This is a genomic window from Anaerococcus sp. HMSC065G05 (assembly GCF_001812365.1).
GTDB lineage: Bacteria > Bacillota > Clostridia > Tissierellales > Peptoniphilaceae > Anaerococcus > Anaerococcus vaginalis.
This window is the reverse complement of sequence record NZ_KV808727.1, coordinates 143,381-156,929: the sequence shown is the minus strand read 5'-3', so window position 1 is coordinate 156,929 and position 13,549 is coordinate 143,381. Positions and strand designations below refer to the sequence as shown.

General features: G+C 29.4%; 13 protein-coding genes. 10 read left to right on the top strand and 3 right to left on the bottom strand.

Annotation, left to right across the window (positions count from 1 at the left end; all coding sequences use genetic code 11):
- The 3 genes from HMPREF2852_RS09210 to HMPREF2852_RS09200 form a co-directional block, all read left to right on the top strand.
- On the top strand, positions 1 to 783 hold a 783-nt coding region (locus HMPREF2852_RS09210), incomplete at its 5' end, for a phosphoribosylformylglycinamidine synthase subunit PurQ (RefSeq protein WP_186821947.1).
- 8 nt (positions 784 to 791) lie between these two features.
- Positions 792 to 2,243 carry an IMP dehydrogenase gene (gene guaB / locus HMPREF2852_RS09205; RefSeq protein WP_070607938.1) on the top strand — a complete coding sequence of 484 codons (1,452 nt, stop codon included), beginning with the start codon at positions 792 to 794 and terminating at the stop codon, positions 2,241 to 2,243.
- 87 nt (positions 2,244 to 2,330) lie between these two features.
- Positions 2,331 to 2,723: an ATP cone domain-containing protein gene (locus HMPREF2852_RS09200; RefSeq protein WP_019118132.1), complete on the top strand. Its 393-nt coding sequence runs from the start codon at positions 2,331 to 2,333 to the stop codon at positions 2,721 to 2,723.
- 36 nt (positions 2,724 to 2,759) lie between these two features.
- Here HMPREF2852_RS09200 and HMPREF2852_RS09195 read toward each other — a convergent pair whose 3' ends face one another.
- Genes HMPREF2852_RS09195 through HMPREF2852_RS09185 form a run of 3 tightly spaced genes read right to left on the bottom strand, consistent with a single transcriptional unit; the run spans position 2,760 to position 5,240 of the window.
- The gene (locus tag HMPREF2852_RS09195) at positions 2,760 to 3,452 is read right to left on the bottom strand and encodes an LrgB family protein (RefSeq protein ID WP_070607935.1); all 693 of its coding nucleotides are present in this window, start codon (positions 3,450 to 3,452) and stop codon (positions 2,760 to 2,762) included.
- Positions 3,445 to 3,795 carry a CidA/LrgA family protein gene (locus HMPREF2852_RS09190; protein ID WP_004838185.1) on the bottom strand — a complete coding sequence of 117 codons (351 nt, stop codon included), beginning with the start codon at positions 3,793 to 3,795 and terminating at the stop codon, positions 3,445 to 3,447. The genes HMPREF2852_RS09195 and HMPREF2852_RS09190 overlap by 8 nt, the downstream gene beginning before the upstream one ends.
- A 17-nt stretch (positions 3,796 to 3,812) precedes the next feature.
- Complete coding sequence (locus HMPREF2852_RS09185; RefSeq protein ID WP_070607933.1) at positions 3,813 to 5,240, bottom strand: FAD-binding oxidoreductase; 1,428 nt, start codon at positions 5,238 to 5,240, stop codon at positions 3,813 to 3,815.
- A gap of 888 nt (positions 5,241 to 6,128) precedes the next feature.
- Between HMPREF2852_RS09185 and HMPREF2852_RS09180 the strand changes: the two genes are divergently transcribed.
- The 7 genes from HMPREF2852_RS09180 (at position 6,129) to murI (ending at position 13,285) form a co-directional block, all read left to right on the top strand.
- Positions 6,129 to 7,265 carry an acyl-CoA dehydrogenase gene (locus HMPREF2852_RS09180; protein ID WP_070607931.1) on the top strand — a complete coding sequence of 379 codons (1,137 nt, stop codon included), beginning with the start codon at positions 6,129 to 6,131 and terminating at the stop codon, positions 7,263 to 7,265.
- Positions 7,266 to 7,295: 30 nt separating this feature from the next.
- Positions 7,296 to 8,108, top strand: a complete 813-nt coding sequence (locus tag HMPREF2852_RS09175; protein WP_019118129.1) for an electron transfer flavoprotein subunit beta/FixA family protein — start codon at positions 7,296 to 7,298, stop codon at positions 8,106 to 8,108.
- A 10-nt stretch (positions 8,109 to 8,118) separates the two neighbouring features.
- Positions 8,119 to 9,123: an electron transfer flavoprotein subunit alpha/FixB family protein gene (locus tag HMPREF2852_RS09170; protein ID WP_070607929.1), complete on the top strand. Its 1,005-nt coding sequence runs from the start codon at positions 8,119 to 8,121 to the stop codon at positions 9,121 to 9,123.
- A 152-nt stretch (positions 9,124 to 9,275) separates the two neighbouring features.
- On the top strand, positions 9,276 to 10,613 hold the full coding sequence (locus HMPREF2852_RS09165; protein ID WP_070607927.1) for an acetyl-CoA hydrolase/transferase C-terminal domain-containing protein: 1,338 nt from the start codon (positions 9,276 to 9,278) through the stop codon (positions 10,611 to 10,613).
- A gap of 114 nt (positions 10,614 to 10,727) precedes the next feature.
- On the top strand, positions 10,728 to 11,570 hold the full coding sequence (locus tag HMPREF2852_RS09160) for a 3-hydroxybutyryl-CoA dehydrogenase (protein WP_070607925.1): 843 nt from the start codon (positions 10,728 to 10,730) through the stop codon (positions 11,568 to 11,570).
- A 130-nt stretch (positions 11,571 to 11,700) separates the two neighbouring features.
- On the top strand, positions 11,701 to 12,543 hold the full coding sequence (gene ispE / locus HMPREF2852_RS09155; protein WP_070607923.1) for a 4-(cytidine 5'-diphospho)-2-C-methyl-D-erythritol kinase: 843 nt from the start codon (positions 11,701 to 11,703) through the stop codon (positions 12,541 to 12,543).
- Positions 12,536 to 13,285 (top strand): glutamate racemase, encoded by a 750-nt coding sequence (gene murI / locus HMPREF2852_RS09150; protein WP_070607921.1) that lies wholly within the window; start codon positions 12,536 to 12,538, stop codon positions 13,283 to 13,285. Before ispE ends, murI begins: the two co-directional genes overlap by 8 nt.
- Positions 13,286 to 13,549 lie beyond the last annotated feature (264 nt).

Genomic DNA, 13,549 nt, shown 5'->3' with positions numbered 1-13,549 from the left:
AAAAAACCAGTTGATAAGGTCAAAGTTTCAATTCTTGCTGTAACAGGAACAAATTGTGAATGGGATACAAAAAAAGTCTTTGAAAAATATGGGGCAGAAGTTGAGATAAATTTATTTAGAAATTTAGATAAGAAAGCTATCGAAGAATCTATTGAAAATCTTTCAAAATCAATCAGAAATTCACAAATTTTTGCCATTCCTGGTGGTTTTTCTATGGCAGATGAGCCAGATGGTTCTGGTAAATTTTTGGCAAATATTATAAGAAATAAAAAAATAAAAGATGCAATTGAATATATGCTTGATGAAAATGATGGCCTAATAATTGGAATTTGTAATGGTTTCCAAACTTTGATAAAAACAGGACTTCTTCCTTACGGCAAAATCAAAGAAATCGAAGAAGATGATCCATCTTTAACTTACAACACAAATGATAGACACATTTCAACGATTGTTGATACAAAAGTTTTAAATAATCAGAGCCCATGGACAAGTGGTCTTGATTTGGATGTAACTTACAAAATTCCAATTTCTCACGGCGAGGGAAGATTTATTGTAAATGAAGAAAAATACAAAGATTTATTAGAAAACGGTCAAATTTTTTCTGTATATGAAATAAATCCAAATGGCTCTGATTATAATATTGAAGGAATTTTATCTAAAGACGGAAAAATTTTGGGAAGAATGGGCCATGTTGAAAGACTAGATTCAGATTTATACAAAAATATTTACGATAAAAAAGAGCGAAAAATATTCGAAAATGCAATTAATTATTTTAAAAAATAGGAGGCTTTATGCAAATAATAGGAGAAGGATTAACATTTGATGATTTATTATTGGTTCCAGGACCATCAGAAGTTTTACCAAATGAAGTTTCATTAAAGACAAATCTTACAAAAAAAATTAAATTAAATATTCCTTTGATGTCAGCGTCAATGGATACTGTAACTGAATCAAAAATGGCAATTGCCATGGCAAGACAAGGTGGAATTGGAATAATCCACAAAAATATGTCAATTGAAGACCAAGCCAAAGAAGTTGATAGGGTAAAAAGAAGTGAACACGGAGTAATAACCGATCCATTTTATTTAAAACCTGAAAATATTTTAAAAGAAGCTTTGGAAATTATGGCAAATTATAAAATAAGCGGTGTTCCAATTGTTGATGATACTATGACCTTAAAGGGAATTTTAACCAACAGAGATGTGAGATTTCAAAATGACGAAAATGTAAAAATTGATGACATTATGACTAAAGATGGTCTTATTGTTGGTCAAGTTGGAATTTCTATGGAAGATGCTGTTAAAAAAATGGAATCAGGAAAAGTTGAAAAGCTTCCAATAGTTGATGATGATTTTAAATTAAAAGGATTAATCACAATAAAAGATATAGAAAAATCAAGACAATATCCAGATTCTGCAAGAGATGAGCATGACAGATTATTGGTAGGAGCTGCAGTAGGAATTACTCGCGATATGATGGATAGAATTGACGCTTTGGTTAGCGCAAAAGTTGACGTTGTAACAGTCGACACAGCTCACGGTCATTCAAAAGGAGTTATTACTGCAATTAAAAAAATCAAAGAAAAATATCCTAATCTTCAATTAATAGCAGGAAATGTTGCAACAGGAGAGGCTACAAAAGATTTGATAAAAGCCGGAGTTGATGCTGTAAAAGTTGGTATAGGACCTGGTTCAATTTGTACAACAAGAGTTGTAACAGGAGTTGGAGTTCCACAAATTTCTGCAATAATTGATTGTGTAAAGGCTGCAAAAGATTCACAAATTCCAATTATAGCCGACGGTGGTATAAAATATTCTGGAGATATTACAAAAGCTCTTGCTTGTGGAGCAAGTGTAATAATGGCAGGATCATTATTTGCCGGAACAGAAGAATCTCCAGGAGAAACAATTGTCTTTGAAGGAAAACAATACAAAGAATACAGGGGAATGGGCTCACTTTCTGCAATGAAATCAGGATCAAGCGACAGATATTTCCAAAATGATACCAAAAAATTTGTTCCAGAAGGAGTTGAAGGAAGAGTTGCTTTAAAAGGATATGTTGGAGATGTAATTTATCAACTTCTTGGAGGACTTCGTTCAGGAATGGGATACGTTGGTGCAGGAAATTTAAAAGAATTAGAAAAAAAATCAAAATTTGTAAAAATCTCCCCAGCAACCCTTGTAGAAAACCACCCACACGATATTCAAATAACAAGAGAATCTCCAAACTATACAAAAAAATAATAATAAAAAAGATTGGATTTTGTCCAATCTTTTATTTTCTAAAAATTTAGGGTAAGAATATAAAAAGAAAAAAATTAAGGGGGATATATGTCAGATCTTACAAAAATAATTATTGATTATTATCAAGGAAAAAATTTATCAATAGAAGAAATTGCAGATGAATTGGATAAAGCGAAGATTGAAGTTATTGAAAATTTTTTGGACAACAAATTATATGTTAAAAAAAGAAATGGAAAAATTGAATTATTTGATATTGACAAGATATTAAGATCAATAAAAAATGCAGCAAGAGATGGAAATATTGACCTTAATACATCAGATATATCAATTTTAAAAAATGATTTAATGAAAATGGTAGAAAAAAACCACAAGAGAATTATTCCTACAGCAAAAATAAAAGAATATGTAGAAAATATTTTAGAAGAAGATGGTTACAAAAAAGTGCTAGAAAGCTATAAATCTTATATTAAAAGCAAATAAAATGAGCCTTTTATGGCTCATTTTAAATTTCTTATTTTAAATTATAATTTCTACAAGTTTCATAGCAAGTGGCATTATTATTACTGCTGTTATTCCAGCAATTGCAATTGATAGTCCGCTCATTGCTCCTTGAATTTCTCCCATAAGTCTTGCTTGACTTGTTCCAACTGCGTGGGATGATGTGCCTATGGCTACTCCTTGAGCAACTGGATCTTTTATTCTAAATATTTTCATTACAATAGGGGCAAAAACTGCTCCGCTTACTCCTCTAATTACAACGACAATTGCAGTAAGTCCAATTATTCCTTGGTATTCTCCGGAAAGTGAAATTGCTATTGCTGTTGTTATTGATTGTGGAATTAAACTTGCAACTAAATTTTTATCAATTTGGAATATTTTTGATAAAAAGATGGCAAGTACAAATGAAAATATTGTTCCAAATCCAACTCCAACAAGTATTGGCAAAATATTTTTCTTTAGTGTGTCAAGATTTGCATATAAATCTAAAACCATTGCAACTGTTGCAGGTCCTATAAAAAATGCTATAAAATCTCCACCTTTTTTGTAATATTCGTAGTCGATTCCTGTGATGGATAAAAATCCTATAATCAAAAGTATAGCAATAAGAAGAGGATTTGCTATAGGAGTTTTTAATTTTTTATTTATCCATTTTCCAATTTTGTAGGCAGCAAAGGATAAAACTATGCCAAAATATTGATTATCAAGCATCTTTCCTCCTTTGTAAAAATTGCACTACAAGTCCTGTAAGAGCCATTGAAATTATTGTTCCAATTATAACTAAAATAATTATTTGGAAAATTTTTCCTTTAATGACATCTACATTAGCAAGTATTCCTACTCCTGCTGGGACAAAAAGAAAAGCTAAATTTTTTAAAATACCATCAGAAGTTTCTTTTATGTCTTCACTTTTGAGTATGTTAAATTGTAGGGCTATAAAAAGATAAATCATTCCATAAACAGGTTCTGGTATTGGATAATTTATAATGCTTCTTGTAATAGCACCTAAAAATAAACAAACACAAAGAATTACAAATTCTTTTAGGTAATTTATAATCAAATCCTTTAAATTTACTCACCTAATAAGGCAATAACTTTATCTGGATTCAAAATCATATTTGGGTCAAAGGCTTTTTTAATTCCTCTCATTATTTCAATATTTACGTCACCTTCAAAACTCTTTAGATATTTTTTCTTTCCGTTTCCTATTCCGTGTTCTCCAGAAATTTTTCCTCCCAAATCATAAGCTTTTTTATAGATTACATCCATAAATTTATCAACTTCTTCTTTAAATTGATCAAGTTTATCTTCTTCATTTGATAGGGTGTAAATATGCAAGTTTCCATCTCCAGCATGGCCGAATGATTTAACATTAAACATATAAGATTCGCTTTCCTTATTAACAAAATTAATATATTCAGCAATTTTTGTTACAGGAACTACAACGTCGCACTCATCCAAAAGTTTATTTTGTGTTTCAATAGCTTCAAGGAAAGAACTTCTTGCAGCCCAAGCATCTCTAATTGAATTTGGAGTATCAGCAACTAAAACATCAATTGCACCATTATCAACCAAAACTTCAGCAGCTTGTTCAAGAGTATTGTCGATTAAATCTTCATCGTCGCCATCAAAAGTAATTAATAAATAAGCTCCAACATCAATTCCTTCCATATTTTTAGGGAAAGTTTCTTTGCCTATGTATTTTTCACTAGCTATAACTATATCTCTTTCCATAAACTCAATAGCTTGTGGATTTAAATTATTTTGGAATAATTTTGGAACAGTAGAAATACAATCATCCAAATCTTCAAAAGGGACAATTAAAGAAACAGTATGTTTTGGATTTGGAACGATTATTAAAGTAAGCTCAGTAATAATTCCAAGAGTCCCCTCACTTCCAACCATCAAATCTTTTAAAGAATAACCAGTAGATGATTTAGAAACAATAGATCCAAAAGTTGTAATTTCTCCACTAGGAAGAACAACTTCCATTTTTCTTACATAATCACGAGTTGTGCCATATTTAACAGCACGCATTCCGCCTGCATTTAATGAAACGTTTCCGCCAAGTGTAGCATTTTTTTCGCCTGGATCAGGTGGATATAAATATCCCTTATCAAGACAAGTTTGAGCCAAAGTACTTAATAAAACACCAGGTTCAACTCTAACAACTAAATTTTCTTCATCAAATTCTAAAATTTTGTTCATGGATTGCATATTAATCATTACGCCATTTTTAATAGCAACACCAGCGCCAGTCAAACCACTACCAGCACCTCTTGCTATAACAGGAATTTTATTTTCATTACAAATTTTCATTATTTTTGAAACATCTTCCTTGCAAGTAGCGTCAATCAAAACATCAGGGATTCCTTCGCCATAAATTGGCATTTCATCGTGGAAGAAATCTTCATTAATTTCTTCTCCTACATAAACTTTTCCATTTACTGATGATTTAATTTGTTCAATAATTTCGTCATTAATTTTGTTGTAATCCATTTTTCCCTCCTAAATGTAAATAGAAATTGTATAATTAACTAAGTAACTTAGTTAATTATGTATCAATTATAACATGAAAAAATCAAATGAAAAAGTTTTCCTTTAATTAAATATAAATATCAACAATAAATAAATTTATAATTTAAAATGAGAAATTATTTTAAAGTTCTTAAAAACTCAAAAAATTAAATTTTCTAAGAGCAAATGGGGAATTGACTAAAATAAAAATAGAAAGTGAAAAATTTTGATTTTTAAATTTGAAAATTTTTAAAATCAAATCATTTAAATATATTAGCTTTTTAATAATAAACAAAATAGATTCGGATTAAATGAAATTTTTTTATCTTAAATTTAAGCATAAAAAAATATTTTTCATTCTTAAAATTTAAAAACTGATTTATAAAATAAAATATATAGTTAAAATTCGTAAATATATTGATAAAGATTTGACAGATAGACTGATTGTGATATTATTATAATGTAGGTAAATGTTTTTTTGGGAAATCTTTTTACTATATTATAAAAGAAATAAAAAATAAAGAAATAAAAATAAAGAAATAAAATTTAGCAAAAATATTTAATTAAATTTTAAATTCCATATAATAATAGACTAAGTTTTGTTTTTGATTTTGAGTTTTAGAATTTTAATTATATAAAAAATGATAAAGAGAGGGAATTTTAATTTATATAATAAAAGGATAAAGCTAGAAAAAATTTTCCAAAAAAATTTAGGACTTAAAGCTAAAAGCTTGATAAATAATTGGCTAAAAAGCTTGACAAGTCTAGTTCCGATTGTTAATATAATAACATAAGTGATAAAAAGTGTTTCTTAATATTATTTTTAAAAATTTAAAAATAATAAATATGGAAAATTATTTAGGAGAAAATATGTATAAATTATCAGAAGATTATGAAGAAATGAGAGAGATGTTCCACGGCTTTGCAGAAAGTGAAGTTAAACCATTAGCTCAAAAAGTAGATGAAGAACATATGTTCCCAGAAGAAACAGTTGCAAAAATGCAAGAATTAGGTTTCTTTGGAATTCCATTTGATGAAGAATTTGGCGGTCAAGGTGCTGACACACTTACATACGTACTTGCAGTTGAAGAAATGTCAAAATACTGTGCATCAACTGGTGTAATTTTATCAGCTCACACATCATTATCAGCTGATTGTATCAATAAATTTGGTAATGATGAACAAAAGAAAAAATATTTAACACCACTTGCAAGTGGAGAAAAATTAGGTGCTTTTGGACTTACAGAACCAAATGCAGGAACTGATGCTTCAGGTCAACAAACAACAGCTAAACTTGATGGAGATGAATATGTACTTAATGGTACAAAAATCTTTATAACAAATGGTGGATATGCTGATATTTATGTAGTATTTGCCATGACAGATAAATCTAAAGGAAATCACGGAATTTCTGCATTCATAGTTGAAAAAGGAACTAAAGGATTTGACTTTGGTACACTTGAAAACAAAATGGGAATCAATGGTTCATCAACTATGGAATTAATTTTCCAAGATTGTAGAATACCAAAAGAAAATTTACTTGGAGAAGAAGGTAAAGGATTTAAGATTGCTATGGCAACTCTTGATGGTGGAAGAATTGGAATTGCAGCTCAAGCTCTTGGTATTGCAGAAGGCGCTTTAGAAAAAGCTGTTCAATATTCTAAAGAAAGAGAACAATTTGGACGTCCTTTAGCTAAATTCCAAAATACACAATTTAAATTAGCTGAAATGGCTATAGAAATTGAAGCTGCTAGAAATTTAGTTTATAAAGCAGCAAGCCTAAAAGATGCTGGAGAAAATTACTCAGTAGCAGCAGCTATGGCAAAATTAAAAGCTTCTAGAACAGCATCATTCGTTGCTGATAGAGCAGTTCAAATTCTTGGCGGATATGGATATATCAAAGAATATGACGTTGAAAGAATGATGAGAGATGCAAAAATTACAGAAATTTATGAAGGTACTTCAGAAGTAATGTTAATGGTTGTATCAGGAGCTCTTTTAAGATAATAATTAAGAAGATAAATTTAGGAGGAATAAATGAATATTTTTGTATGTGCAAAGCAAGTTCCAGATACTAATGAAATCAAAATAGATCCTGAAACTAATACTCTTATTAGAAAAGGAGTTCCTAGTATCTTAAATACTTATGATGCTTTTGCCCTTGAACAAGCTTTAAGAATAAAAGATAATGATCCAGAAAATGTAAAAATCACAGTTATTTCTATGGGACCACCTCAAGCAGAATCTATGCTTAGAGATACTCTAGCAGTAGGAGCTGACAAAGCTTACTTGGTTACTGATAGAAAATTTGGTGGTTCTGATACACTTGCAACAAGTTATATAATCTCAGAAGCTATAAAAGAAGTAGCTAAAAGAGAAGGAGATTATGATATGATTTTCTGTGGTCTTCAAGCTATAGATGGAGATACAGCACAAGTAGGACCAGAAATTGCTGAACACTTAGATTTGCCACAAGTAACTTATGCTTATACAGCAGAATTAAATGATGAGGGAATCAAAGTTCTTAAAGAAGTTGAAGGAGGAGCTTTAAATATTCAAGCAAAACTTCCAGCTCTTATAACATTTACAAAATATGGCGATGAAGAATTAAGATATCCAAAAATCAAAAATAAAATGAAAGCTAAAAAAGCTACAATCGAACAAATTACTTTTGAAGAACTAAAAGAAAATATTGACGAAACAGCAATAGGACTTAAAGGTTCACCAACAAGAGTTAAAAAATCTTATACACCTGAACATAAGAAATCTGGAGAAATCTACAACGATGAAGATGCTAGCGTTTCTGTAGATAAGTTAATAAATGCTCTTTCTGATGAGAAACTTATTTAGGAGGATATAGATGAGTGAAAATAAAAATCTTTGGGTAATTGTAGAAACAAAAGAAGATGGATCAGCTGTAAATGTTGGACTTGAACTAATGAATCCAGGAAGAAGAATGGCTGATGCTATTGATGAAAAACTTTACGCTATAATTATCGGATCAAATGTTGATAAAGCTAAAGAAGAAGTAAAAGAATACGGCGTAGATGGAATTATCACAGTTGATAATGAAATTTACAAAGAATATAATACAGAAGTTTATGCAGATGCAATAGACCAATTAGTTAAAAAATATAGTCCAAATATAATTTTGATAGGTGCAACAAATCAAGGAAGAGATTTGGGCCCAAGAGTTTCAGCAAGACTTCACACAGGACTTACAGCAGATTGTACAGAACTTGATATTGACGCTGAGAAAAAAGAAGTTAGATGGACAAGACCTGCATTTGGTGGAAACTTAATGGCAATGATTCTTTGCCCAGATCACAGACCACAAATGGGAACTGTAAGACCAGGAGTATTCTCAAAAGAAGCTATTGGTGCAAAAGAAAATATTGATATAGTTGATGAAGATATTAAATTTGAAGGCGAAGCTAGAACAAAAATCTTAGATTTCATCCCAAGAGATGAAGGAGATGAAGTTGATTTAGTTGGAGCTGAATTTATAGTTTCTGGTGGACGTGGACTTGGAGATCCTAAAAACTTTGCATTAATAAAAGATTTAGCTGATGCACTTGACGGAACTGTTGGATCAAGCCGTGCGGCTGTAGATGCTGGATGGATTTCACACTCTCACCAAGTAGGACAATCAGGAAAAACTGTAGGACCAAGAGTTTATATAGCTGTAGGAATTTCTGGAGCTATTCAACACTTGGCAGGTATAAATGCTGCTGATAAAGTTATAGCTATAAACAAAGATCCAGATGCTCCAATATTTGGAAGAGCTGATTATGGTATAGTAGGCGACTTATTTGAAGTAGTGCCAAAACTTACAGAAGCAATTAAGAATAAAAAAGCAAATTAATTTAAATAAAATTTTAAAATTTGGGTATATCATTATTAGTATCTCAAATTAATTTAAGGATGAGAGAAGTCTCATCCTTAAATTTTTATGAAGATAATTAAAAATTATTCCAATATATAAGTAAAAATATGCGTATTTAATGGGAGGATGACGTGGATTATAATAAATTATATAAGGAAAAACTAATAAGTGCTGAAGATGCAGCAAAATTAGTAAAAGATGGAGATTATGTTGACTACTCTTGGGGAATAATTTCTCCACACGATTTTGATGAAGCATTTGCAAAAGAAATTACTAAGCTCAATGACATCGTTGTCAGAGGAGGAGTAGAATTAGAAAAATTTAAATTATTTGATGCAGATCCAACAAATGAACATTTTGTTTATAACTCTTGGCATTCATTGGGAGCAATTAGAAAATTAGCTGGAGAAGGAAGAGCATTTTATGCTCCTATAAAATATTCAGAACTTCCAAAATATTATAGAACTTCAATAAAAAAACCAAATGTTTTTGTAACACAAGCGACACCTATGGATGAACACGGCAATTTTAATTTTGGAATTTCTGCATCTCATCTTTACGCTGCAATTGAAAATTCTGATATTGTAATAATAGAAGTAAATAAAAATGTACCAAGAGGACTTGGTGGATTTGAAAATTTTGTAAATATTAAAGATGTAGATTATATAATTGAAGGTTCAAATCCAGAAATGGTAGCTTTGGGCAAAGCAAATCCAAGTGATTTGGATAAGGAAGTTGCTAAATATGTAGTTGAAGAATTAGTTGATGGTGCATGTTTACAAATAGGAATTGGTGGACTTCCTACAGCAATTGGAAAAGAAATAGCAAATTCAGATTTAAAAGATTTGGGAGTTCACACAGAAATGTATGTAGATTCTTTTGTAGAATTATCAAAAGCTGGAAAAATTACAGGTAAAAAGAAAAATATTGATAGGGGAAGACAAGTTTATGCCTTTGCAGCAGGTAGCAAAGAATTGTACGATTTTATAGACAATAATGAAGAACTTTGCGCGGCGCCAGTAGATTATTGTAATGGTATTGAACAAATTTCTGCTTTAGATAATTTCATGTCAATAAACTCAGCCCTTGAAGTTGATTTGAATGGTATAGTTTCTGCAGAAAGCTCTGGAACAAAACATATTTCAGGTTCAGGTGGAGCTTTAGATTTTATGATAGGCGCTTATAATTCAAAAGGTGGAAAATCTTTTGTAACCCTACACTCATCAAGAGTAGATAAAAAAGGCGTAAGACATTCTAATATTGTTCCAAGATTGATTGAAGGAACACAACCAACTGGTTGTAGAGCAAATACTCATTATGTAGCAACAGAATATGGTATGGTTAATTTAAAGGGTCAATCTTTGTGGGAAAGAACAGAGAAATTGATTTCAATTGCTCATCCAGATTTTAGAGATGAATTAATTAAAGAAGCTGAGAGCATGAGAATTTGGAGAAAATCAAATAAATAGTTAAAAAAAAGTCAATATTTCTTGAAAAACTAGGAAAACAATGTTATAATATATGTATAAGTTATTAATTTAACAAACAAACGAAACTTTTTTAAAACACACAAAGGAGTAAATATGAAAATTGGTGTAATTGGATCAGGAATTATGGGTGGCGGAATTGTAGAAGTAGCTGCTAAATTCCACGAAGTAGTAGTAAGAGATATCAAAGATGAATTCTTAGAAAACGCTAAAGCAAGAATTGAAAAAGATTATGCTAAACAAGTTTCTAAGGGAAGAATGGAAGAAGAAGCTAAAGAAAAAGCAATCAAAAATATTTCCTACACAACAGATGTTAAAGATTTAGCTGATTGTGACATAGTTATTGAAGCTGCAACAGAAAATCCAAAACTTAAAAAAGAAATTTTCAAAGAATTAGATGAAGTAGTTAAAGAAGGAGCAATTCTTGCTTCAAATACATCTTCACTTTCAATAACAGATATTGCTGCTTCAACAAATAGACCAGAAAATGTAATAGGTATGCATTTCTTCAATCCAGTTCCAGTAATGAAACTTGTAGAAGTTATTAGAGGACTTCATACAAGCGATGAAACAAACAAAAAAGTATTTGAACTTGCTGAAGAATTTGGAAAACAACCAATAGAAGTAAAAGAAGGTCCAGGATTTGTTGTAAATAGACTTTTAATTCCAATGATTAACGAAGGAATCGGAGTTTTATATGATGGACTTGCAAGCGTTGAAGATATTGATAAGGGAATGCAACTTGGAGCAAACCATCCAATGGGACCTCTAGCATTAGCTGACCTTATAGGACTTGATACATGTCTTGCAATTATGGAAGTATTATTCAATGAATTTGGTGATAGCAAATATCGTCCAAATCCATTATTAAGACAAATGGTAAGAGCAGGAGATCTTGGTAGAAAAACTGGTAAAGGATTCTACGATTACTCTAAATAAATTTAAATTTACAAATGGACTTTGCGAAAGCAAGGTCTATTTTTTTATTTTAATTTTTCGATTTGAAATTTTTTATTTTATATTTTTATTTCACTCAAAATCTTTATGATATAATTGTAGAGAGGTAATTATGGAAAGAAAATGTTATGGAAAAATTAATCTTAGTTTAGATTCTTTGTATAAAAGAGATGATGGTTATCATGAAATTGATACAATTATGACTAGGATTTCTTTGTTTGATAAATTAAAAATTGAAAAAAATAATACTAATGAAATTAAAATTAAAACAAATAGCCAAATTTTATCAAAGGAAAATATTGAAAATAATTTGATTTACAAGGCTTGGGCTATATTAAAAGATAGAGTTAAATCATGTGGAGTAGATGTATTTTTGGAAAAAAATATTCCTATAGCTGCAGGGCTTGCTGGTGGTTCGACAAATTGTGCTGAAATGATTTTGGCTTTAAATGAGCTTTGGAATTTAAATTTGAGTGATGATGAGATTTTTAAAATTGGGAAAAGTTTAGGAGCTGATATTCCGTTTTTTTTCTTGAAAAAATCTGCGAGGGCTCAAGGTATTGGAGAAATTTTATCGCCTTTTGATATAAATTTAGATATGAAAATTCTTTTGGTAAATGATGGGACAAGTATTTCTTCAAATTTTGTATATAAAAGATTAAAAGATTATGGAAATATTGAAACTGAAAAAATAATTGAAGGATTAAAATCTTCTGATAAAAATATTGTAAAATATTTTTCTAATGTGATGGAAGATGTTGTATATGAAAATTTTCCTCATCTTTATAAAATAAAAAATAGACTAGAAAATCTAGGGGCAGCCAAGGCACTTCTTAGTGGGAGTGGTGCAAGTATTTTTGCTGTATTTTTTGATGAAGAAAAAATTAATTATGCATTAAATGAAATAAAAAATGATTATAAATTTGTTGAAAGGGTGAATTTAATAGATGACTAATATTGGTGTATTTGATTCAGGACTTGGAGGACTTACTGTTCTTAAAGAATTGTCTAAAAAGCACAAGGCAAATTATTTTTACCTTGGAGATAATAAAAATGTTCCTTATGGAGATAAGTCAAATGAAGAAATAATTGAGCTTTCAAAAAAAATAGTAGAATTTTTATTAAAAAAAGATATTGATTTTTTTGTGATAGCTTGTAATACAATTTCTACTGTTGCAATAGAATATCTTAGAAAAGAATTTGATAAAAAATTTATTTCAATTACAGATCAAGCGATAAAAAAATCCTTAGAATGTGAAGGGGATATTTTTGTTATGGCTACAAAGGCAACGTGCTTACAACATACTTATAAAATTAAAATTGAAAAAAATTCTAATAAAAAAGTTTTTGAAAAAGCTTGTCCATTACTTGTTTCCCTTATAGAAAAAGGAATAGTAAGTGGAGATGAGGTGGATAAGGCTTTAAAAGATTATTTGGAACTTGCAAATGAGAAAAAAATTGAAAATATAGTTTTAGGTTGTACCCACTATCCTATAGTAGAAGATGAAATTTTTAAAAATTTAAACTACAAAGCAAATATTATTGACCCGGCTAAGGTTTTGGCAAAAAATATAAAATTTGATGAGAATGAAAAAAAATATATAGAAATATATATGACAGATGTAAATGAAATTTCTCAAAAAATGACAAATAAAATAATGGGAGAAAAAATTAAAATCCAAAAAGCTAGTTTATAGTTAATTAATTTGCTAAAAAAATTCATAATAAAAACTTATATGGTTTTTTAAAAAAAGTAAAAAATTTTATAAAAATGTATTAAAAAAATCGCTAAAATTAAAAAAAATTAATTTTTAGCGATTTTTTTCTAATATTTTACAAAAAAAATCATTTATAGTATACATATTTTTTTATACTTGTGTTATAATGGAGTTAAGAAAATATTAAAAAGTTTTGTAAAGTCTTTTATTATAAATTGAAATATATTTATATGATTTTATAAA

Excerpts from the sequence above, each read along its gene's own strand:
- ispE (WP_070607923.1), top strand. The coding sequence starts at position 11,701 with ATGGAAAGAAAATGTTATGGAAAAATTAATCTTAGTTTAGATTCTTTG.
- HMPREF2852_RS09170 (WP_070607929.1), top strand. The coding sequence starts at position 8,119 with ATGAGTGAAAATAAAAATCTTTGGGTAATTGTAGAAACAAAAGAAGAT.
- HMPREF2852_RS09200 (WP_019118132.1), top strand. The coding sequence starts at position 2,331 with ATGTCAGATCTTACAAAAATAATTATTGATTATTATCAAGGAAAAAAT.
- HMPREF2852_RS09185 (WP_070607933.1), bottom strand. The coding sequence starts at position 5,240 with ATGGATTACAACAAAATTAATGACGAAATTATTGAACAAATTAAATCA.
- HMPREF2852_RS09195 (WP_070607935.1), bottom strand. The coding sequence starts at position 3,452 with ATGCTTGATAATCAATATTTTGGCATAGTTTTATCCTTTGCTGCCTAC.
- murI (WP_070607921.1), top strand. The coding sequence starts at position 12,536 with ATGACTAATATTGGTGTATTTGATTCAGGACTTGGAGGACTTACTGTT.
- guaB (WP_070607938.1), top strand. The coding sequence starts at position 792 with ATGCAAATAATAGGAGAAGGATTAACATTTGATGATTTATTATTGGTT.
- HMPREF2852_RS09160 (WP_070607925.1), top strand. The coding sequence starts at position 10,728 with ATGAAAATTGGTGTAATTGGATCAGGAATTATGGGTGGCGGAATTGTA.
- HMPREF2852_RS09175 (WP_019118129.1), top strand. The coding sequence starts at position 7,296 with ATGAATATTTTTGTATGTGCAAAGCAAGTTCCAGATACTAATGAAATC.
- HMPREF2852_RS09180 (WP_070607931.1), top strand. The coding sequence starts at position 6,129 with ATGTATAAATTATCAGAAGATTATGAAGAAATGAGAGAGATGTTCCAC.